This is a genomic window from Mesorhizobium sp. WSM4848 (assembly GCF_055811375.1).
The window spans coordinates 13,102-33,996 of sequence record NZ_JBVVPX010000036.1 but is presented as its reverse complement, the minus strand read 5'-3'; the positions used below and the strand labels follow the sequence as shown (position 1 = coordinate 33,996).

Here is a 20,895-nt window from a genome sequence, read left to right as displayed (position 1 = left end):
AACGGAAGGAAAGCATCATGATCCAGAAAAATTGGCAGGAACTGATCAAGCCGAACAAGATCGAGTTTTCGTCGAAGAAGAAGACGCTGACCACGCTGGTCGCCGAACCGCTCGAGCGCGGCTTTGGTCTGACCCTCGGCAATGCGCTGCGTCGCGTGCTTCTGTCTTCGCTGCGTGGCGCGGCTGTGACCGCCGTGCAGATCGATGGCGTTCTGCATGAATTCTCGTCCATCGCCGGCGTGCGCGAGGACGTGACCGACATCGTCTTGAACGTCAAGGAAATCGCCATCCGCATGGAAGGTGACGGCCCCAAGCGCATGGTCGTGCGCAAGCAGGGACCGGGTGCTGTTCTGGCCGGCGACATCCAGACGGTTGGCGACGTCGAGATCCTCAATCCCGACCACGTCATCTGCACGCTGGACGAGGGCGCTGAAATCCGCATGGAGTTCACCGTCGATACCGGCAAGGGCTACGTGCCGGCCGACCGCAATCGCGCCGAAGACGCGCCGATCGGCCTCATCCCGGTCGACAGCCTCTACTCGCCGGTGAAGAAGGTCTCCTACAAGGTAGAGAACACCCGCGAGGGCCAGGTTCTCGACTATGACAAGCTGACCATGACGATCGACACCGACGGTTCGATCTCGGGCGAGGACGCGGTGGCTTTCGCCGCCCGCATCCTGCAGGACCAGCTTGGCCTGTTCGTCAATTTCGACGAGCCGCAGAAGGAAGTCGCCGCCGAGCAGGTGACCGAGCTTGCCTTCAACCCGGCGCTGCTCAAGAAGGTCGACGAGCTCGAGCTTTCGGTGCGTTCGGCCAACTGCCTGAAGAACGACAACATCGTCTATATCGGCGACCTGATCCAGAAGACCGAAGCCGAGATGCTGCGCACCCCGAACTTCGGCCGCAAGTCGCTGAACGAGATCAAGGAAGTTTTGGCGGCGATGGGCCTGCACCTCGGCATGGAAGTGCCGGATTGGCCGCCGGAAAACATCGAAGACCTCGCCAAGCGTTACGAAGATCAATACTGACCGGTGAATTGAGAATGGTGAAATGGTGAATGGTCGCCGGTCGGCGACTTCGGAGAGGTAGAGCCCTTCCATTCACCATTCACTATTGACCATTCACAAAACGAAACAGCCGGGCCAACCGCCCACAACACCAGGAGAAGAGCCATGCGCCACGGATTTAAAGGCCGCCGGTTCGCCCGCAGCATCAGCCACCGCAAGTCGATGTTTGCCAATCTTGCCGTGTCGCTCATCGAGCATGAGCAGATCCTCACCACCTTGCCGAAGGCGAAGGATCTGCGTCCGATCGTCGAGAAGCTGGTGACGCTCGGCAAGCGCGGCGACCTGCACGCCCGCCGCCAGGTGATTGCGCAGATCGGCAATGAAGGCGTCGTCAAGCGCCTGTTCGACACGATCGCGCCGCGCTACGCCACCCGCAACGGCGGCTATCTGCGGATCATGAAGGCGGGCTTCCGCCACGGCGACAATGCCGCCATGGCGGTCATCGAGTTCGTCGATCGCGACACCTCGGCCAAGGGGGCCGGCGACCGTGCCCGCATCGAGGCAGAAGGCACCGAAGAGGAAGCCGCGGCCGCATAAGCTTCGGTTTTCCTGAAAGAGTTCAAAAGGGCCTGCGGGCCCTTTTGTGCATTCTGGAAGCGGTAGGGAGCATTGCGGGGATTGCCTTGACTTAAGCCCATGTCTTTTCCTCGAGAATAATTCAATTACATCGACTTAGCCTTTCATTTTGCACAATCGTCGGGACAATGGCGCCCGACCCCGGAGGATTCGGAATGCGCGTAAAACGGATGTCCCTTGTTCTACTCTGCGCCTTGATGGCGGCGGCAGTCGTGCCGGCGGCCAGGCAGGCGCTGGCTCAGGACACCAAGGCCGATCCCGGTCTGTCCGACGTGCTGACCGACATGTTGCGCGGCGCCGAAGGCGAAAATGCCACCTCCGGCCCAGACAAGCGCGTGCCATTCGGCCGCGAGGAGATGCAACTGTCGTTTGCGCCGCTGGTCAAGCAGACGGCGCCGGCCGTGGTCAATGTCTATGCCTCGCAAACGGCCAGGCTGAGGTCGCCCTTCGACGGCGATCCGTTCTTCGAAGAGTTCTTCGGCCGTTCGCAGCCGCGTGCGCAGTCCTCGCTCGGCTCCGGCGTGCTGGTCGACCCGACAGGCATAGTGGTCACCAATTTCCACGTCATCAAGGACGCCGATCAGGTCAAGGTCGCCACCGCGGACGGGCGTGAGTTCGACAGCAAAGTGCTGCTCAAGGACGAGACGCTTGACCTCGCCGTGCTCAAGATCTCCGCCGACAAGCCATTTCCGGTCGTCGCCATCGGCGATTCCGACGCGCTCGAGGTTGGCGACCTGTTGTTGGCCATCGGCAACCCTTTCGGTGTCGGCCAGACCACCACCAGCGGCATCGTTTCCGCGCTTGCCCGCAGCCACATCGGCGTTTCCGATTCCAGTTTCTTCATCCAGACCGACGCCGCGATCAACCCCGGCAATTCCGGTGGTGCGCTGATCAACATGGGTGGCCAACTGGTCGGCATAAACACGGCGATCTACAGCCGCAGCGGCGGCTCGATCGGCATCGGCTTTGCTATTCCCTCCAATATGGTTCGCGCTTTTGCCGATGCGGCCAAGGCCGGGCGCGACTTCTTCGAGCGGCCGTATATCGGCGCCGAATTCGAGCGCGTGACGCCGCAAATCGCCGAATCGCTCGGTCTCGAGACGCCGACCGGGGCGCTGGTTTCGTCCGTCGACGAAGCCGGGCCGGCGGCCAAGGCGGGGCTCAAGGCCGGTGACGTCGTGCTGTCGCTCAATGGCACGCCGGTCGAGAGTATCGAGGCGCTGGATTACCGGATGGCGACGCTGTCGATCGGCACCAACGCCAGCTTCGCCGTTCTGAGCAAAGGCCAGCAAGCGGCGATGGACATCGCGCTGGAGCGTGCGCCGGAAGGTGCAAAACTCGCGGAAGTGACGCTGCGCGGTCGCAGCCCGTTCTCCGGTGCCAAGGTTGCGGAACTGTCGCCGCGGCTCGCCCAGCGGCTCGGCATCCGCACGGACGTCAAGGGTGTTACGGTGATCGACATCAATCGCGGTTCGCCGGCAGCTGGTTTCGGCTTCCAGCCGGGCGACATCGTTCGCGAGGTCAACGGCTTGACCATCGATACCGCCGCGACCCTGGAACAGGCAGCCATGCAGGAGACGCGCTGGTGGCGCTTTACCGTCGAGCGCGGCGGGCAGATACTGCGCCAGGTGTTGCGTTACTGAGCCCGAGCGTCGATCCTTCGGACGAGATCGCGCTCCAACGAAAAGAAGTGCATGGCCGATCTGTTCAGTGTCGATGAACCGGAAAAGGCGCCGCCCGGCAGGCCGCTGGCCGACAGGCTGCGCCCGCAGAACCTCAGCGAGGTCGTCGGCCAGGAACATCTGACCGGACCCGACGGCGCGCTGACTCGGCTGATCGGCTCCGGCTCGCTCGGCTCGATGATCTTCTGGGGGCCGCCTGGGACGGGCAAGACCACGGTCGCGCGGCTGCTTGCCGGCGAAACCAGCCTTGCGTTCCAGCAGATATCGGCGGTGTTTTCCGGTGTCGCCGACCTGAAGAAAGTGTTCGAGGCGGCGAAGCTGCGCCGCACCAACGGCCGTCAGACGCTGCTCTTCGTCGACGAGATCCATCGCTTCAACCGGGCCCAGCAGGACAGTTTTCTGCCTGTGATGGAAGACGGCACCGTCGTGCTGGTTGGCGCCACGACGGAGAACCCGTCCTTCGAGCTGAACGCGGCGCTTCTGTCTCGCGCGCGCGTGCTGGTCTTCCATTCGCTCGGTGAGGACAGCATCGCAAAACTGCTGGCCCGGGCCGAAGAGAGCGAGGGCAGGGCGCTGCCGCTCGACAATGAGGCGAGGGCGATGCTCGTCCGCATGAGCGATGGCGATGGCCGTGCGGCGCTGACGCTGGCAGAAGAGGTCTGGCGCGCCGCCAAGTCAGCCGAGGTGTTCGGCGGCGAGGGCCTGCAGCGCATCGTCCAGCGCCGCGCGCCGATCTACGACAAGGGCCAGGACGGCCACTACAATCTGATCTCGGCGCTGCACAAATCGGTGCGCGGCTCCGACCCGGATGCCGCCCTCTATTATCTCGCCCGCATGTTCGACGCCGGCGAGGATCCGCTCTATCTCGGCCGCCGCCTGGTGCGCATGGCGATGGAGGATATCGGGCTGGCAGACCCGCAGGCGCTGGTCATCGCCAACGCCGCCAAGGACGCCTACGACTATCTGGGCTCGCCGGAGGGTGAGCTCGCCTTCGCCGAGGCCACGGTCTATCTCGCCATCGCGCCCAAATCCAATGCCGTCTACACCGCCTTCAAGGCCGCCACTCAGGCGGCGAAGGAGTTCGGCTCGCTGCTGCCGCCCAAACACATCCTCAACGCGCCGACCAAGCTGATGAAGGAAGAAGATTACGGCGCCGGCTACCGTTACGACCACGACGAGCCGGACGCTTTTTCCGGACAGGATTATTTTCCGGAAAAGATGGGCCGCCGCACATTCTATGATCCGCCCGAGCGCGGCTTCGAGCGTGATATCAAGAAGCGGCTCGATTATTGGGCGAAGCTGCGCCGCGAGCGGCAAAAGTAGGGCTGCCGAGCTCTGCAACTCTCACGCTTCGGCACGAGATGTCCTCGGGCGCCAGTGTTGAACCATCGTCTTATAGCGGCATCGGCCCGCGATCCCATAGAACGCAATGCGAGCGATGCTGCCGGGAGGTTGAAGCGGCATCTCGCTCCGGGAGAAAGAGGTGAGCGGACAGCCGGCCCATCATGCGGATGTTGTCCAGGCAGCCATCGCCACCAGCGATGCAGCCCGTTCCGCGCTGATCGCCTCCTGGAGGCGCTCGCTTACATTGCATGGGCTCGATCCCGCAGAACGAAAGGCGCCGAGGCGTCTGACTGAGGGTGAACTCAGGCAGGCGCGGCAACGAATGGAGCCACTGCTTCGTGCTGCGGATGCAAGCCTTGATCGCCTGTATTTGGCAGTCGGCGGCATCGGTTGCTGCGTGATGCTCGCCGATCGCGACGGTATTCCGATCGAACGCCGAGGTGCTTCCGCCGATGACGACACGTTCGACGAATGGGGTCTGTGGACAGGCACGGTGTGGAGTGAGGACAGCGAAGGCACACCAACGGCATCGGTACTTGCCTTGCCGATCAGCGTCCCCTTACCATTCACCGCGACCAGCACTTCTTCTCGCGCACACGCTGCTCAGTTGTACGACTGCGCCGGTCTATGATCACGAAGGCAAGCTGACGGCTGCGCTCGATGTGTCGTCATGCAGGTCAGATCTGACCGAAGACTTCGTCAACCTGATCTCCGTGGCAGTGGGCGATGCTGCACGTCGCATCGAAGCGGACAATTTTCGCCGGGCCTTTTCGAATGCCCGCGTCCTGCTGGCGCCAGCGACCGAGTGCAGTGCCAGCACGCTGCTGGCTGTCGATGCCGATGATCTGGTGGTCGGCGCGACGCGTTCGGCGCGATTGGCTCTCGGCATCACTCAACAGGGCTTGACCAAAGGACTGCCAGCCGCCGACATCCTCGGCGACTCCGCCAACGCCGCCGAAGAACTGGGCGAGGCAGAGCGCGGCGTGATCCAGCGGGCGATCACGCGTGCCGACGGCAATGTTTCTGCCGCAGCACAAACTCTTGGTATTTCGCGTGCCACGCTCCATCGCAAGCTTGCCCGGTTCGGCATCCGGCGACCGCACTGAGTTTTTCAGACGCGAACCTGTCGCAGAACTGCGACAGTCGGCGCCAGCGACCGATTGGCAGGGGCTGACAAGCCCCGGGTCATGCGGCAACTCTCCCTCGTGACGCGACACATTCCGTGGCGCCGGTTCCTGGGAGGAAAACAATGAACAAGGTTGAATTTTTCCGCACGGCCAAGGCCCCCTTTGCCAAGCGCTATGACAACTACATCGGCGGCACATGGGTTGCTCCGAAATCCGGAAGATATTTCGAGAACATCTCACCGGTGAACGGTCAACCGCTGGGCGAAATTGCCCGCTCCGACGCTGCCGACGTTGAGGCTGCGCTCGATGCCGCGCACAAGGCAAAAGATGCCTGGGGCCGCACCAGCGTAGCGGAGCGCGCGCTGATCCTGAACCGCATCGCCGACCGCATGGAGGAGAATCTCGATCTTCTCGCGCTCGCCGAGACCTGGGACAATGGCAAGCCGATCCGCGAAACGACAGCCGCTGACCTGCCGCTCGCCATCGATCATTTCCGCTATTTTGCCGGGGCGCTTCGCGGCCAGGAGGGCAGCCTGTCCCAGATCGATGACGACACGGTCGCCTATCATTTTCATGAGCCGCTGGGCGTCGTCGGCCAGATCATCCCCTGGAACTTCCCGTTGCTGATGGCCTGCTGGAAGCTGGCGCCGGCGCTCGCCGCCGGCAACTGTGTGGTGCTGAAGCCGGCCGAGCAGACGCCTGCCTCGATCCTGCTGTGGATTGACCTGATCGGCGATCTGCTGCCAGCCGGCGCGCTCAACATCGTCAACGGCTTTGGCCTCGAGGCCGGCAAGCCACTCGCGTCATCGCCGCGCATCGCCAAGATCGCCTTCACCGGCGAGACGACGACGGGCCGGCTGATCATGCAGTACGCAAGCCAGAATCTGATCCCGGTTACGCTGGAACTCGGCGGCAAATCTCCCAACATCTTCTTCAAGGACGTGACAGCCGAGGACGACGACTTCTTCGACAAGGCGATAGAAGGCTTCGTCATGTTCGCGCTCAACCAGGGCGAGGTCTGTACCTGCCCGAGCCGTGCGCTGGTACATGAGAAAATCTACGACCAGTTCATGGAACGCGCGTTGAAGCGCGTCGAGGCGATTGTCCAGGGCGACCCGCGCAATCCGGCGACCATGATCGGCGCGCAGGCATCGTCTGAACAACTGGCGAAGATCCTGTCCTATTTCGACATCGGGCGGCAGGAAGGTGCCGAGGTCCTGGCCGGCGGTTCACAGAACCATCTGCCCGGCGACTTGGCAGGCGGCTACTACGTTAAGCCGACGGTGTTCAAGGGCCACAACAAGATGCGTGTCTTCCAGGAGGAGATCTTCGGGCCAGTAGTTTCGGTCACCACCTTCAAGGATGATGATGAGGCGCTATCGATCGCTAATGACACGCTTTATGGGCTGGGGGCCGGCATCTGGAGCCGCGACGCGAACCGTTGCTATCGCTTCGGCCGCGCGATCCAGGCGGGCCGTGTGTGGACCAACTGCTACCACGCCTATCCGGCACATGCGGCGTTTGGCGGATACAAGCAGTCCGGGATTGGCCGCGAGACCCACAAGATGATGCTCGATCACTATCAGCAGACGAAGAACATGCTGGTCAGCTACAGCCCGAAGAAGCTCGGTTTCTTCTGATCGCTTCCCACGCTGGGCGAGGCTCCTTCAGGCAGATCATGCGCGATCTTTGAAAGGGCGCGGTTGGCATCGCCGCGCCCCGATCATTTGAGGATATCAGCATGCCTGACAAAGTTTCCTTGGGGAAAGTCTCCGCCACGCCGGGAGCCAAAACCTTCCTGGCGGAAATCATTGCCGATCACGGTCCGGTTCTCTTTCATCAGTCCGGCGGTTGCTGCGACGGTTCATCGCCCATGTGTTATCCGCAAGGCGATTTCATCGTTGGCGAGAATGACGTTTGGCTCGGCGATATCGGCGAAACACCGGTCTATATCAGTGCTTCGCAGTATCAGGTGTGGAAACATACTGATTTGATTATCGACGTAGTGCCGGGCAGGGGTGGAATGTTCTCGCTCGACAATGGGCGTGAGAAGCGATTTCTGACGCGTTCAACAATCTGTGCAGTCTCCCCGACGCCAAGCGCAAATGGCAGGGATTGACCGGGAGTGCCCTGTAAGGGCAGTAAACGGCGATGATCAATCTCCTCCTCGTTGCCGCGGGCGGCGCTATTGGTGCCGGGCTCCGGCACGTCGTCAATTTCATTGCGCTGCGTCTTGTCGGCCCGAGTTTTCCCTGGGGCACGATGGCGATCAACATTGTCGGCTCCTTTGCCATGGGCCTGTTCATCACGACCCTGGCACGGCGCTACGGCGGATCGAACGAGCTTCGGCTGTTCGTTGCCACCGGCATCCTCGGCGGCTTCACCACTTTCTCCGCCTTTTCGCTCGACTTTGCGACGCTGTGGGAGCGCGGCGCGACGCTGCCGGCGTTCGGATATGCCCTTGCCAGCCTGATTGGCGCGATCATTGCCCTGTTTCTGGGTCTTTGGCTCGCAAGAAGCCTGCCTTAATGCTATTGCCCCCGCTTACAGCACCGCGTGTCCCTCAGGACGCGCCAAGGACGCTGCAGCTTTTTGATTTTGCGCGTCACCCTTTCCGAAAATCGATTTCAGGTCATGCGCTAGAAACGGGTAAAAACGAGACAATGGCAGGCGTAGAACAGATCACGGTGGAGGCCGGCGAGGCGGGCATGCGGCTCGACCGCTGGTTCAAGACCCATTTTCCGGGTCTTGGCTTCGGCCATCTGCAAAAACTGCTGCGCTCCGGCCAGATCCGTGTCGATGGCGGCAGGGTTAAGGCCGATACCCGCGTCGAGCCGGGCCAGACGGTTCGCATCCCACCGCTCGAAGTGGACAAGAAGGGCGAGAGCCCGCTCACCGGTCACTCGATCCGCAACCAGGGCGACGCCGACGTTCTGGCCAAGATGCTCATCCATGAAGATCCGAAAGTGTTTGTCTTCAACAAGCCGGCCGGCCTCGCCGTCCAGGGTGGCTCAGGTGTCACCCGCAATGTCGACGACATGCTGGAAGCCTGGCGCAGCCAGAAGGGCGAGAAACCGCGTCTGGTGCATCGGCTCGACCGCGACACGTCAGGCGTGCTCGTCGTCGCCCGCACCAGGCTCGCCGCCATGAAGCTTGCCGAAGCGTTCCGGGCGCGTGAGACCAAGAAGACTTACTGGGCGCTGGTCAAGGGCGTGCCGCCGAAGCGCGAGGACAAGATCTCGACCTGGCTGATCAAGGAGCCGACGCCCGACGGCGACCGGGTGCGCGTCGCCAAGCATGGCGAAAAGGGCGCCGACCATGCGGTGTCCTACTACAGGATCGTCGAGCAGGCGGCGCAGACCCTGTCCTGGCTGGAGATGGAGCCTTATACCGGCCGCACCCACCAGCTTCGCGTCCATGCCGCTCACATCGGCTGTCCGATCATCGGCGATCCCAAATATTTCGAGGCCGACACCAATTGGGATTTTCCCGGCGGCATGCAGAACCGCCTGCATCTGCACGCGCGCCGCATCGTCATCCCGCATCCCGACAAGGGTTTTATCGACGTCACCGCACCGATGCCGCCGCACATGCGCCAGAGCTGGAACCTGATCGGCTTCGACGACGCCAGCGCGGAGGACTAGTTCCAGTGGGTATGGCCACCGATACGCTCGACCGCCGCGACAGGGTCGACATGGCCGCCGCCGCCATCATGGTCGGACTGACCTTTTCCTGGGGGCTGAACTACGTCGCCGCCAAGATCTCCTATGCCGGCTACGACCCTGTTTTCCTGTCGATCGCACGGTCGGTCATTGGCGGGCTGTGCGTCCTCGCCTGGTGTCGATGGCGCGGCATTGCGCTTTTCAGCCGCGACGGAACGCTTGTCGCCGGCATTCTGGCGGGCGCGCTTTTTGGTCTCGAGTTCCTGTTTCTCTATGTCGGGCTCGAACAGACGACCGTGGCGCGCAACACCTTGCTGGTCAACACCATGCCGTTCTGGGTGCTGGTCGGCGGGCATTTCCTGCTGAACGAACGCATTACCGCGCGCCGGCTCGTCGGCCTTCTGCTCGCTTTCGCCGGCCTGGTCGCGGTGTTCTCCGATCAGTTGAGCGCCGATAATGGTGCGACTCTGATTGGTGATCTGCTCAGTCTCGGCGCCGGCATTCTGTGGGCCTTGACCTACATCGTCATCAAGCGCACGAAATTGGCGGAAACCAGCGCCGAGAAGTTGTTGCTCTACCAACTGGCCGGCGCTGCGATGGTCGGCGCGTTGGTGCTGCCTTTCGCCGGGCCGCCCGTCCGCGACTTCGCCGCTTTACCGACCTTGGCCCTGCTTTTCCAGGCGGTCTACATCGTCGCCTTCACCTATGTGCTTTGGTTCTGGCTGCTGCGGCGCTATCCGGCATCGGGCCTGTCGAGTTTTACCTTCCTGTCGCCGGTGTTCGGCGTGCTGTGCGACGCCATCTTCTTGAACGAGCCGCTGACCATCCGTATTTTCCTGGCACTCGGCCTCATCGCAGCCGGTCTGATCATCGTGAATCGGCCGGCCCGAAAACAGATCCCCGGATGAAAGGCTCCGGCATGCGCGATACTCTCAACGACCTCGAAGCGGGAAAGCAGCTGTCCGATCCGGATCCGGTACACCGTGCCCAGATCCAGATGAAGACGCAGCTGCCGAAACGCTTCTACAAAGCCGTCTCGGTCGTATCGGCCGAAGCTGGTTTTGCCGTTCATCTCGATGGCAAGCCGGTCCGCACGCCGGGCAAGGCGGTCCTGATCCTGCCGACCGAAAAAGCCGCCGCTCTGGTCGCCGGCGAGTTCGCTGCGCAAGGCGAGACCATCGACCCGATGACGATGCCGGTCATGCGTCTGGTCAACACAGCCATCGACGGCGTCGCCAACGACCCGCAGGCGGTTTTGGAGGACATCCTGCGCTTTGCCTCGTCCGACCTGCTCTGCTATCGCGCCGACGCCCCGCAGGGGCTGGTCGATCGGCAGAACGAATATTGGGATCCCGTCATCGATTGGGCGCGGAGCGCGCTCGGCGCCCGGTTTCACCTCGCCGAAGGGGTGATCCATGTCGAGCAGCCGCGCGAGAGCATTGCGGTGCTCGGCGTTCATCTTGCCCAGCGTGCCGACCCGCTCCGCCTTGCCGCCATCCACGTCATGACCTCGCTGACCGGATCGGCGTTGCTGGCGCTGGCCGTCGATTTCGGCGAGATCGACGGCGAGGCAGCCTGGGCCGCCGGTCATGTCGACGAGGACTGGCAGGCCGAGCACTGGGGCCATGACGCGGAAGCTGTCGCCCGCCGTGCCCACCGCAAGCGCGACATGATGGCCGCCGTCGGTCTCCTCGAGGCGCTCAAGGGCTGACCGCAAATCGCCGCGCTCATTCGTTTCGCCTTGCCCCATTGGAGCGACGTGCGTTCCAGTTGGACGTGCAAAGTACGCTCTAACACTTTGAATCTATGCATAGTGTGCTTTCCGAGGATCGAATTCCGATCTTCGGGCCGATGCATTGGACCAAAGTCATAATCCCAAAGACGGGCTGCCTCTAGGCGGCGCTTTCTGTCACTTCTCGCGGCGATAGCTGCCCGAGTTCGTGTCCAGAGGCGACACCGTGCAGCATCAAGCACAGCGAGATGTCACGGGAGGATGAATTCATGGCAATGGCAGTGACCGCCGGCAGAGCAAGCCGCGGAATGACGCGGGAAGAGAAGAAAGTCATCTTCGCTTCCTCGCTCGGCACCGTTTTCGAATGGTACGATTTCTATCTCTACGGCGCATTGGCGGCCGCGATCGGCTCGACATTCTTCAATTCGTATCCGGAAGCGACGCGCAACATCTTTACGCTGCTGGTTTTCGCCGCCGGCTTCCTCGTGCGCCCGTTCGGCGCGCTGGTGTTCGGCCGCATCGGCGATCTCGTTGGTCGCAAATACACCTTTCTTGTCACCATCATGATCATGGGCCTGTCGACTTTCCTGGTCGGCCTGCTGCCTGGTTCGGCAAGCTGGGGCATTGCAGCGCCCATTATCCTGATTGCACTGCGCATGCTGCAGGGCCTGGCGCTCGGTGGTGAATATGGTGGTGCGGCGACCTATGTGGCCGAGCATGCGCCCGACGACCGTCGCGGCTTCTATACATCGTGGATCCAGACGACGGCGACGCTCGGCCTGTTCCTGTCGCTGGTCGTCATCCTTATCGTGCAGAATTCGCTGAGCAAGGAGGATTTCGAGGCCTGGGGCTGGCGTGTTCCATTCCTGCTCTCAGCCATTCTGCTCGGCATATCAGTCTGGATTCGACTGTCGCTTGCCGAATCGCCGACCTTCCAGCGCATGAAGGACGAGGGTAAGGGCTCCAAGGCGCCGCTGACTGAAGCTTTCGGACAGTGGAAGAATGCCAAGATCGCCATTTTGGCACTTCTCGGCCTTACTGCCGGCCAGGCCGTGGTTTGGTACAACGGGCAATTCTACGCGCTGTTCTTCCTGCAGAACGTGCTCAAGGTCGACGGCCAGTCGGTCAACATCATGATCGCCATCGCGCTGGCGCTCGGCACGATCTTCTTCGTCGTGTTCGGCTGGCTCTCCGACAAGATCGGCCGCAAGCCGATCATCATGGCGGGCCTGGCGCTGGCGATCGTCACCACCTTCCCGCTGTTCAAGGCGCTGACCTGGGCAGCCAACCCGGCGCTCGCCACCGCACAGCAAAACACCCGTGCCACGATTACCGCTGCGCCTGGCGACTGCAAGTTCCAGTTCAATCCGACCGGAACGCGCAAGCCTCTGACGTCGTGCGACATTGCGACAGACTTCCTCGCCAAGAGCTCGGTGCCCTATGACATCGTCACCACAGCGGCAGCGGGCACCGCGGCCAGTGTCAAGATCGGCACCGCAACGGTGGCATCCTATGATGCCGTGGCAGCCGCAGACAAAGCCACTTCAAGCGACGCCGCGTTCAAGAAGGCAATCAACATTGCCTTGCGGGACGGCGGCTATCCGCTGAAGCGTGCTGCGGCCAAGGTCGCCGACCAGAAGCTTGACGCCTTCGTCGCGGCCAATCCGGAACTGAAGCTCGACGCCGCCGCAATCCGCGCCGGCGACAAGACGACGGTTGCGGCCGACCGGGCGATCAAGGACAAGCTGCTGACGGCCGAAGAGGCCAAGGCGGGAGCGCCTGAGGTCACCGTCTACAGCGTCCCGGCAGCAGGCGCCTTTGCGATGTTTGCCGACCCTGAACAGGTCAACTGGGCAAAGGTCATCGGCATCCTGTTCGTCCTGGTCCTTTACGTGACCATGGTCTACGGACCGATCGCCGCGATCCTGGTCGAGATGTTCCCGACCCGCATCCGCTATACCGGCATGTCGTTGCCCTATCACATCGGCAATGGCTGGTTCGGCGGCCTGCTGCCGGCGACGGTGTTCGCGCTCAGCGCCTACAGCGGCGATATCTATTACGGCCTCTGGTATCCGGTGGTGATCGCGGCGATGTCGCTGGTCGTCGGCACGATCTTCGTCAGGGATACGCTGGGAACGGACTTGCACGCCAAGACCTGATCCTCGCCTGACAGCAAAAAATGAAAAGCCCGGCGTGAGTGATCGCGCCGGGTTTTGCAATTCGTCAAAAGCGATGCGGAGGAAAGGTTAGCTGTTCCGGTCCTGTTTCTCTTCCTCGATGGCCGCTTCGTGATACCAGCCGCTTCCGAAATCCGTATGGTTGCGCAATGAAGCAAGCTCTGCCGCGAACTTAGCCTTTCCGCTTAAATTTGAGGCAGAAGCGCGCGCTGCCGCCGGGAACATCAGGATTTTGGCCGACTGACGGGCAGGAGTGATTTCCATAGTCGGTCTCCCTTCTTCTCCAGAGCCTTGCCGATTCAATCTTTCCCAAAGATAGGTTCTGCAATCCAGTTAGGCAATATGATTATAAAAAGATCAGTATCTGCCTGTTATTTATGCAGAACATGCTTGTGATTGATCCGGACGCGTTGCGATTACGCGGCACCGGATTTGTCGGGATGCGGCGTCACTTTTGCCGCATCCTTGGCCGGTGAAAATGGCACACGATTTGCTTTTTACTAATCCGGCAGGTCGACTGCAGGGTGGCTGGCATGCCGGCGCCGTCCAAGGTTCGGTGATCAAAGCAACGAGAGGCTAGAATGACGAAATACAAGCTCGAGTACATTTGGCTCGATGGATACACTCCGGTTCCCAACCTTCGTGGAAAGACGCAGATCAAGGAATATGCCGAGTTCCCGACGCTCGACCAGCTTCCGCTGTGGGGCTTCGACGGTTCCTCGACCATGCAGGCCGAAGGCCACTCGTCCGACTGCGTGCTGAAGCCGGTCGCCATCTATCCGGATCCCGCGCGCACCAATGGCGTGCTCGTCATGTGCGAAGTGATGATGCCGGACGGCGTGACGCCGCATGCATCCAACAAGCGCGCCACCATCCTCGACGATGAGGGCGCCTGGTTCGGCTTCGAGCAGGAGTATTTCTTCTACAAGGACGGCCGCCCGCTCGGCTTCCCCGAGAGCGGCTACCCCGCGCCGCAAGGCCCGTACTACACCGGCGTCGGCTACAGCAACGTCGGCAGCGTCGCCAGGCAGATCGTCGACGAGCATCTCGACCTCTGCCTTGCCGCCGGCATCAACCATGAAGGCATCAACGCCGAGGTGGCCAAGGGGCAGTGGGAATTCCAGATTTTTGGCAAGGGCTCCAAGAAGGCCGCCGACCAGATGTGGATGGCCCGCTACCTGATGCAGCGCCTCACCGAGAAATACGGCATCGATATCGAATACCACTGCAAGCCGCTCGGCGACACCGACTGGAATGGTTCCGGCATGCACGCCAACTTCTCGACTGCTTATATGCGCGAAGTCGGCGGCAAGGACTATTTCGAGGCGCTGATGGCCGCCTTCGACAAGAACCTGATGGATCACATCGCCGTCTACGGGCCGGACAACGACAAGCGTTTGACCGGCAAGCACGAGACCGCGCCCTGGAACAGGTTCAGCTATGGCATCGCCGATCGCGGCGCCTCTATCCGCGTGCCGCATTCCTTCATCAACAACGGCTACAAGGGCTATCTCGAGGATCGCCGCCCGAACTCGCAGGGCGACCCCTACCAGATCGCTTCCCAGATCCTGAAGACTATCGCCTCCGTGGACACGGCTGAGAAGAAAGCCGCTGCCTGAGCACGCGTCACGGCGCAGACCTTTCTGTCTGCGCCGTGACTGCTCTCCATCGCGTCGGCGTTTTTGCCAAGCGGCAACACCAACTGCTAAATTGATTGTTCGCCATCCCAAACAAAAACCCCGCCGGATCGCTCCGGCGGGGTTTTGTTTGTCGTTAGCTCGTCCGCTCAGACCGAATAATACATGTCGTACTCGACCGGATGCGGGGTCATTTCGAAGCGCATCACTTCGGCCATCTTGAGCTCGATGTAGCTGTCGATCTGGTCGTCGTCGAAGACGCCGCCTGCCTTCAGGAAGCCGCGGTCCTTGTCGAGGCTCTGCAACGCTTCGCGCAGCGAACCGCAGACGGTCGGGATCTTCTTCAGTTCCTTCGGCGGCAGGTCATAGAGATCCTTGTCCATCGGCTGTCCCGGATGGATCTTGTTCTTGATGCCGTCGAGCCCGGCCATCAGCATGGCGGCAAAGGCGAGGTAGGGGTTCGCGCCCGGATCGGGGAAGCGGACCTCGACGCGCTTGGACTTCGGCGACGAGCCGAACGGGATGCGGCAGGAGGCAGAGCGGTTGCGGGCCGAATAGGCCAGCAGCACCGGCGCTTCATAGCCCGGCACCAGACGCTTGTAGGAGTTGGTCAGCGGGTTGGTGAAAGCGTTGATCGCCTTGGCGTGCTTGATGACGCCGCCGATGTAAAACAGGCAGCTCTCCGAGAGACCGGCATATTCATTGCCGGCGAAGGTCGGCTTGCCCTCCTTCCAGATCGACTGGTGGACATGCATGCCCGAACCATTGTCTCCGAAGACCGGCTTCGGCATGAAGGTGGCCGTCTTGCCGTAGGCGTTAGCAACCTGATGTACGACATATTTGTAGATCAGCATCTTGTCGGCGTTGCGGACCAGCGTGTCGAACTTGATGCCGAGTTCGTGCTGCGCAGCTGCCACTTCGTGGTGGTGCTTTTCGACCCGCACGCCCATTTCGGCGAGCACGGTCAGCATTTCAGAGCGCATGTCCTGCGCCGAGTCGATCGGCGGCACCGGGAAATAGCCGCCCTTGATGCGCGGGCGGTGGCCGAGATTGCCGGTCTCGTAGTCGGTGTCGTCGTTGGACGGCAATTCGGTGGAGTCGAGCTTGAAGCCGGTGTTGTACGGGTCGGCCTTGTACTTGACGTCGTCGAACACGAAGAACTCGGCTTCCGGGCCGACGAAGATCTGATCGCCGATGCCTTCCGCTTTCATATAGGCTTCAGCCTTCTTGGCGGTGCCGCGCGGGTCGCGGTTGTAGGATTCTCCGGAGATCGGATCGAGGATATCGCACAGGATGACCATGGTCGACTGCGCGAAGAACGGGTCCATGTGCACGGTCTCGGTGTCGGGCATCAGCACCATGTCGGACTCGTTGATCGCCTTCCAGCCGGCGATGGAGGATCCGTCGAACATGACGCCATCGGCAAACATGTCTTCCTCGACCTCAACGACATCCATCGTCACGTGCTGCAGCTTGCCCTTCGGATCTGTGAAGCGCAGGTCAACGAATTTCAAGTCGTTGTCCTTGATCTGCTTCATGATGTCTTTGGCTGTCGTCATGTCATGTTTCCCTGTCTGATGACGTTTCGAGGAGATGATCTGAAATCAGAATCCTCAGACCGCGTCCATCCCTGTTTCGCCGGTGCGGATGCGCACGACTTCCTCGATGTTGGAGACGAAGATCTTGCCGTCGCCGATGCGGCCGGTCTGGGCCGCCTTGCGAATGGCTTCGATCGCGCCTTCGACCGCGTCGTCGCCGAGCACGACCTCGATCTTCACCTTGGGCAGAAAATCCACGACATATTCAGCGCCGCGATAGAGTTCGGTATGGCCCTTCTGCCGGCCAAAACCCTTGGCTTCCGTTACGGTTATGCCTTGCAGCCCGGCCTCCTGAAGCGCTTCCTTCACTTCGTCTAGCTTGAACGGCTTGATGATCGCTTCGATCTTTTTCATGTAAAAAGTGGCCTCCACTGTCAAAAAAGACGGGTTGTGAGCCCCGCTTGCGCCTCTTTCAAGCACGAACTGTGCCAATTTGAGGGGATTCGAAGCGGTATCACGCGATTTCGATGCCATGCCGCGTTGAGGGCTAAATTCGCGTCATTCGCTGCGTTGGATGCGTCATGGATACTGGGAACCTACACATTGTCGGTGCTAGCGTCCGCACAATAATTGGGCAGATAGAGCATTTCGCGGGCAATTGTGCTTCGACGACGCCATTGTCCCTAACGATGTGCCTACAGATCGTGCCGTCTCATCGCCGTTTGCTTCGAACCGAAAACTGGACAATGTTTGACCACAGGGATCGGGGTTTGACCACAGGGATCGGGCTTGAGCCAATGCGGATCGGCATCCATGAGCAATGAAATTCTGTCTCCGGCCCAAATGGCTGAGGCCGACCGGCTGACGATTTCCGCCGGACCATTCGACGGCATTGGCCTGATGCGCAATGCGGGTGCCGCAGTCGCTGTGGAGGTGCTCGCCAATTTTCCGGCTGCCAGGCGCGTCCACGTGCTGTGCGGACCCGGCAACAATGGCGGCGATGGATATGTCGTCGCCCGCATTCTTGGGGATAGCGCCGTCGACGTCTTGCTGTGGGCATCCGGCTCGCCCAAAGCCGGCAGCGACGCGGCGTTCGCCGCGGCGGAATGCCCGCTCAGGCCCCGGCCGCTTTCGGAATTTGCTGCCGATAAAGGTTCGATCCTGGTCGATGCGCTTTATGGGGCAGGGCTGTCCAAGCCGCTGTCCGGTGATGCCGCCAGGGCGGTCGAGGTTGCGACAGAACTGAACCTGCCTGTCGTCGCGGTCGATCTGCCCTCAGGCGTGTCAGGCGAAAGCGGCCAGATTCTCGGCCAGGCATTCCGCGCCCGATTCACGGTAACATTCGCGCGAAAAAAGCCCGGCCATCTGCTGTTGCCGGGGCGCGGGATGTGCGGCGAGTTGGTGCTTGCCGACATCGGCATTAGCGACGATATCGTTGCGCAGCTTGAACCGCAAACCTTCGAGAACATCCCGCAGATTTGGCTCGAAAATTTCCCGGCCCCAGCCGTCGACGCACATAAATACAGGCGCGGCCATGTCGGCGTCTTTTCCGGCGGGCCGTCGGCGACGGGTGCGGCACGGCTATCGGCGCTTGCCGCGGCCAGAAGCGGGGCAGGGGCGGTGACCGTGCTGTCGCCGGCGAACGCCGTGCAGGTGAATGCCGCGCATCTGACTTCGATCATGCTGAAAAAGGCCGACAGCATCGCGGACGTGCAGGAATTCATTGGCGACCGCCGGCCGTCGGCGTTCGTCCTCGGACCCGGATTTGGCGTCGGCGAAAAAACCCGCGATTTTGCCCTTGGCGTGCTGGCCAACGGAGAGCGGCAAGACGGCAGGGTCGACGGGCTGGTGCTCGATGCCGATGGCATCACCGCGTTTCGCGATACCCCGAACGTTCTGTTCGAAGCCGCCCATCGTCTGGACGCGCCAGCGCTGGTGCTGACGCCGCATGAGGGCGAATTCGCCAGGCTGTTTCCGGACATCGCCGGAGACAAGAACCTGTCCAAGCTGGCCAAGGCGCGCGCTGCCGCCGAGCGCGCCGGCGCGATCGTCGTCTACAAGGGCGCCGACACGGTAATCGCGGCGCCCGATGGCAGGGCGGCGATCAACGGCAACGGCGCGCCATGGCTGGCCACAGCCGGTTCGGGCGACGTGCTGTCGGGGGTCCTTGCCGGCTTCCTGGCGCAAGGCATGCCGGTTTTCGAAGCCGCCTGCGCGGCGGTCTGGATTCATGCCGAGGCCGGCAGCCGTTTCGGACCTGGGCTGATCGCTGAAGACTTGCCGCTGGCGCTGGTGCCGGTGCTGCGCGAGCTTGCCGAAAACCGCAACGAGGTAACTGCTTGATGAACCGCGGATTCGCGCTGATCGCCGCAATCTTCGTCGCCGCTTTCAAGGTGAACACCGCGCGTGCCGAAGGTCCGGTGATGATCGTCGACGATCCGGCCGTGCTCGCCGCTCTCGATGCCAGGGGTTTTGATTTCGCCGGCATTTTCGATGTCGACGGCAAGGGCGACCTGAAGTCGCTCTATGACAAGGCGCCGGCCTATCATCAGATCGTCGAAACGATTGCCGGCGACGTCGCCGCGCTGCGCGCCGAGATGAAGGCCGGCGGGCGGCCGCTCTACGAAGTCACCGACGGCAATGTCGGCCGCATCATCGACATGCGCTGGCTGAAGACCGACGCCGCGCGCTTCCGGCTGGTCGGTGTCGTCAACCGACTCGATCGGCGTGATTTCGCCGAAATACGAGGCGATGGGGGCTGCGGCGAGGTCCGTTTGATCTACCGTCTTGCCTACAGCTTCAAGAAAAACGGCAAGGTTCTGGCCTCGCGCTTGCCGTTCAATTTCAATGCCATCTATAGCGCCGCGCCGGACGCCGATGGCGGCTGCGTCGGCGTTGCCGGACGCTGGACGCCGCAGCTCGATGAGACCGTCGATATCGGCTGGCTCATCGGCGGGCCGCTTGAAAAGGCCGGGCTGAGTCTCAAGCAGCTCGAGCTCAACGCCCAGGTTGTGCGCTTTCCCTCCGGCCAAGAGACCGAATTTGGTGGCCAGGCTGCCTACCTCATGCGGATTTTTGGCATCGATGGAGAGACGGTCAGCGAAAAGCCGCTGGAAAACACGCCCGACCTGGCGGGGCTTACCGACGACGCCGCGCTGAAAGCAAAACTTGCCGACTATATCAGCGCCGATCTCGCGGCGGTCGACCTCGGCGTCTACGAAATCCCGGATGAATTCCTGGCCAAAAAAGTCGTCTCGTGGTCGACTTTCGGCAGCGCAAGGCAGGCCAATCACCCGTTCACGCCGCTGTTCCAGCCCGCGGATTTTTCCGGGCTGGACTATTCCGCGCTGAAGCTGCTGCGCACGCCGGAAGCGCTGGTCGAGCGGCTCGACAATGGCGCCTGCCAGGGTTGTCATCAGGCTGGTTCGACCGCCGGTTTCCATTTCATCGGCCTCGACGACAAGACGACATCGCCGCTGAACCGCATCGAGGTCGGCATCTCGCCGCATCTTCATGCCGAGATGCCGCGGCGCGAAGCCTGGCTGCGTGCGGCCGCCGATGGCAAGGAGCCGAACCGCCTCCGCCCGTTGTCCTTCGCGCCGCCGGCCGCATGGAAAGACGCCGGCGAGGTGGCTTATGCACCGGCCGAGATGGCGATGCCATGTTTGATGCCGGAGGATGCGGCCCGCTTCGGTACGTCCTGGCAATGCGGTGGCGGCACCGTCTGCACGGCGCTGGCGACCGCATCGGGGGTGCGGACGAAACTGGCGCAATGCCTGCTGCCCAAGGACAGCGAAAAGATGTTCTCCGGCCATCCATGCCTGACCGGCTCGATCGCCAGCAACGGCACGCAGCCTTTCAATGACCGCTACAGCATTACAGGCCAGTTCGCGGCCTTCGCCACCGACATTTCGCGCACCGCCTACACCTGCCGGCCGCCGAAGATCGGCGTGCCGGCCGGCATCGCTTATCGCGGATGCAATGACAAGGACCGTGCCTTTGCCGGCTTCAAGCCGGGCAAGCCGATGCCGAACGAGATCTGCGGGCTCGTCGGCGGCAAAAAATTCGACATCTGCGTGGCGACCAACAATTTCGACCAGTGCTTGGGCGGCGCCGTCAATCGCGGCAACCGGCCGGCTTGCTCGGCCGACCATTTCTGCCGCGAGGATTACATGTGCCAATCGCTGCCGCCCGATACGCCTGGTATCGGCAAGGTGAGAGGTGTCGGCTTCTGCTCGCCGACCTATTTTATCTTCCAGATGCGCATCGACAATCATGCCACGCCGTGGTCGGGCGCCGTCCGCGCGACGATGGGCGCGGGGTTCGGCGCGGCGGAACCGGAGTGAGCTTTGC

Annotated in this window: 17 protein-coding genes and 1 pseudogene; 15 read left to right on the top strand and 3 right to left on the bottom strand. The window is 62.0% G+C overall.

Translation table 11 applies throughout. The features are described 5' to 3' along the window. Positions 1–17 precede the first annotated feature (17 nt). From AC0L16_RS26675 to AC0L16_RS26620, 12 genes and pseudogenes are all read left to right on the top strand, one after another. Complete coding sequence (locus AC0L16_RS26675) at positions 18–1,028, top strand: DNA-directed RNA polymerase subunit alpha (RefSeq protein WP_473624288.1); 1,011 nt, start codon at positions 18–20, stop codon at positions 1,026–1,028. A 144-nt stretch (positions 1,029–1,172) separates the two neighbouring features. Continuing rightward, positions 1,173–1,604, top strand: a complete 432-nt coding sequence (gene rplQ, locus AC0L16_RS26670) for a 50S ribosomal protein L17 (protein ID WP_023675127.1) — start codon at positions 1,173–1,175, stop codon at positions 1,602–1,604. 194 nt (positions 1,605–1,798) lie between these two features. After that, positions 1,799–3,286 (top strand): DegQ family serine endoprotease, encoded by a 1,488-nt coding sequence (locus AC0L16_RS26665; RefSeq protein ID WP_473624286.1) that lies wholly within the window; start codon positions 1,799–1,801, stop codon positions 3,284–3,286. Between the two features lie 51 nt (positions 3,287–3,337). Beyond that, positions 3,338–4,648, top strand: coding sequence for a replication-associated recombination protein A (locus tag AC0L16_RS26660; RefSeq protein WP_473624285.1), 1,311 nt, complete (start codon positions 3,338–3,340; stop codon positions 4,646–4,648). A gap of 160 nt (positions 4,649–4,808) precedes the next feature. Beyond that, positions 4,809–5,775, top strand: a pseudogene (locus AC0L16_RS26655) (GAF domain-containing protein). A 143-nt stretch (positions 5,776–5,918) separates the two neighbouring features. Further along, positions 5,919–7,436 carry an aldehyde dehydrogenase gene (gene adh, locus AC0L16_RS26650; RefSeq protein ID WP_473624283.1) on the top strand — a complete coding sequence of 506 codons (1,518 nt, stop codon included), beginning with the start codon at positions 5,919–5,921 and terminating at the stop codon, positions 7,434–7,436. 101 nt (positions 7,437–7,537) lie between these two features. Further along, positions 7,538–7,915, top strand: coding sequence for a DUF779 domain-containing protein (locus AC0L16_RS26645; protein WP_473624282.1), 378 nt, complete (start codon positions 7,538–7,540; stop codon positions 7,913–7,915). A gap of 32 nt (positions 7,916–7,947) precedes the next feature. Next, positions 7,948–8,325 (top strand): fluoride efflux transporter CrcB, encoded by a 378-nt coding sequence (crcB, locus tag AC0L16_RS26640; RefSeq protein ID WP_128186816.1) that lies wholly within the window; start codon positions 7,948–7,950, stop codon positions 8,323–8,325. A gap of 134 nt (positions 8,326–8,459) precedes the next feature. Beyond that, positions 8,460–9,440 (top strand): RluA family pseudouridine synthase, encoded by a 981-nt coding sequence (locus tag AC0L16_RS26635; protein WP_091591186.1) that lies wholly within the window; start codon positions 8,460–8,462, stop codon positions 9,438–9,440. 11 nt (positions 9,441–9,451) lie between these two features. Continuing rightward, on the top strand, positions 9,452–10,366 hold the full coding sequence (locus AC0L16_RS26630; RefSeq protein ID WP_473624316.1) for a DMT family transporter: 915 nt from the start codon (positions 9,452–9,454) through the stop codon (positions 10,364–10,366). Between the two features lie 11 nt (positions 10,367–10,377). After that, positions 10,378–11,169 (top strand): ATP12 family chaperone protein, encoded by a 792-nt coding sequence (locus tag AC0L16_RS26625; RefSeq protein ID WP_473624280.1) that lies wholly within the window; start codon positions 10,378–10,380, stop codon positions 11,167–11,169. A gap of 290 nt (positions 11,170–11,459) precedes the next feature. Then, positions 11,460–13,349 (top strand): MFS transporter, encoded by a 1,890-nt coding sequence (locus AC0L16_RS26620; protein WP_473624279.1) that lies wholly within the window; start codon positions 11,460–11,462, stop codon positions 13,347–13,349. An 87-nt stretch (positions 13,350–13,436) separates the two neighbouring features. On the opposite strand, the gene AC0L16_RS26615 is transcribed toward AC0L16_RS26620, so the two are convergent. Further along, a complete protein-coding gene (locus tag AC0L16_RS26615; RefSeq protein ID WP_473624278.1) occupies positions 13,437–13,631 on the bottom strand; it encodes a DUF2735 domain-containing protein in 195 nt (64 codons plus the stop codon). A gap of 317 nt (positions 13,632–13,948) precedes the next feature. On the opposite strand from AC0L16_RS26615, the gene AC0L16_RS26610 reads away from it, so the two are divergent. Next, positions 13,949–14,986: a glutamine synthetase beta-grasp domain-containing protein gene (locus tag AC0L16_RS26610; RefSeq protein ID WP_473624276.1), complete on the top strand. Its 1,038-nt coding sequence runs from the start codon at positions 13,949–13,951 to the stop codon at positions 14,984–14,986. 167 nt (positions 14,987–15,153) lie between these two features. Here AC0L16_RS26610 and glnA read toward each other — a convergent pair whose 3' ends face one another. Both glnA and AC0L16_RS26600 read right to left on the bottom strand, forming a co-directional pair. Next, positions 15,154–16,563, bottom strand: coding sequence for a type I glutamate--ammonia ligase (gene glnA, locus AC0L16_RS26605; RefSeq protein WP_473624275.1), 1,410 nt, complete (start codon positions 16,561–16,563; stop codon positions 15,154–15,156). 54 nt (positions 16,564–16,617) lie between these two features. Beyond that, positions 16,618–16,956 carry a P-II family nitrogen regulator gene (locus AC0L16_RS26600; protein WP_006205430.1) on the bottom strand — a complete coding sequence of 113 codons (339 nt, stop codon included), beginning with the start codon at positions 16,954–16,956 and terminating at the stop codon, positions 16,618–16,620. A 399-nt stretch (positions 16,957–17,355) separates the two neighbouring features. On the opposite strand from AC0L16_RS26600, the gene AC0L16_RS26595 reads away from it, so the two are divergent. Both AC0L16_RS26595 and AC0L16_RS26590 read left to right on the top strand, forming a co-directional pair. Then, positions 17,356–18,885, top strand: a complete 1,530-nt coding sequence (locus AC0L16_RS26595) for an NAD(P)H-hydrate dehydratase (RefSeq protein WP_473624274.1) — start codon at positions 17,356–17,358, stop codon at positions 18,883–18,885. Beyond that, positions 18,885–20,888: a hypothetical protein gene (locus tag AC0L16_RS26590; protein WP_473624272.1), complete on the top strand. Its 2,004-nt coding sequence runs from the start codon at positions 18,885–18,887 to the stop codon at positions 20,886–20,888. Before AC0L16_RS26595 ends, AC0L16_RS26590 begins: the two co-directional genes overlap by 1 nt. Positions 20,889–20,895 lie beyond the last annotated feature (7 nt).

Bases quoted from the DNA above. Each gene is read 5' to 3' on its own strand.
- AC0L16_RS26595 (WP_473624274.1), top strand. From the start codon at position 17,356: ATGAGCAATGAAATTCTGTCTCCGGCCCAAATGGCTGAGGCCGACCGG.
- AC0L16_RS26635 (WP_091591186.1), top strand. From the start codon at position 8,460: ATGGCAGGCGTAGAACAGATCACGGTGGAGGCCGGCGAGGCGGGCATG.
- AC0L16_RS26675 (WP_473624288.1), top strand. From the start codon at position 18: ATGATCCAGAAAAATTGGCAGGAACTGATCAAGCCGAACAAGATCGAG.
- AC0L16_RS26600 (WP_006205430.1), bottom strand. From the start codon at position 16,956: ATGAAAAAGATCGAAGCGATCATCAAGCCGTTCAAGCTAGACGAAGTG.
- AC0L16_RS26620 (WP_473624279.1), top strand. From the start codon at position 11,460: ATGGCAATGGCAGTGACCGCCGGCAGAGCAAGCCGCGGAATGACGCGG.
- adh (WP_473624283.1), top strand. From the start codon at position 5,919: ATGAACAAGGTTGAATTTTTCCGCACGGCCAAGGCCCCCTTTGCCAAG.
- AC0L16_RS26590 (WP_473624272.1), top strand. From the start codon at position 18,885: ATGAACCGCGGATTCGCGCTGATCGCCGCAATCTTCGTCGCCGCTTTC.
- AC0L16_RS26660 (WP_473624285.1), top strand. From the start codon at position 3,338: ATGGCCGATCTGTTCAGTGTCGATGAACCGGAAAAGGCGCCGCCCGGC.
- AC0L16_RS26625 (WP_473624280.1), top strand. From the start codon at position 10,378: ATGCGCGATACTCTCAACGACCTCGAAGCGGGAAAGCAGCTGTCCGAT.
- AC0L16_RS26610 (WP_473624276.1), top strand. From the start codon at position 13,949: ATGACGAAATACAAGCTCGAGTACATTTGGCTCGATGGATACACTCCG.
- AC0L16_RS26665 (WP_473624286.1), top strand. From the start codon at position 1,799: ATGCGCGTAAAACGGATGTCCCTTGTTCTACTCTGCGCCTTGATGGCG.
- glnA (WP_473624275.1), bottom strand. From the start codon at position 16,563: ATGACGACAGCCAAAGACATCATGAAGCAGATCAAGGACAACGACTTG.
- crcB (WP_128186816.1), top strand. From the start codon at position 7,948: ATGATCAATCTCCTCCTCGTTGCCGCGGGCGGCGCTATTGGTGCCGGG.
- rplQ (WP_023675127.1), top strand. From the start codon at position 1,173: ATGCGCCACGGATTTAAAGGCCGCCGGTTCGCCCGCAGCATCAGCCAC.
- AC0L16_RS26645 (WP_473624282.1), top strand. From the start codon at position 7,538: ATGCCTGACAAAGTTTCCTTGGGGAAAGTCTCCGCCACGCCGGGAGCC.
- AC0L16_RS26630 (WP_473624316.1), top strand. From the start codon at position 9,452: ATGGCCACCGATACGCTCGACCGCCGCGACAGGGTCGACATGGCCGCC.
- AC0L16_RS26615 (WP_473624278.1), bottom strand. From the start codon at position 13,631: ATGGAAATCACTCCTGCCCGTCAGTCGGCCAAAATCCTGATGTTCCCG.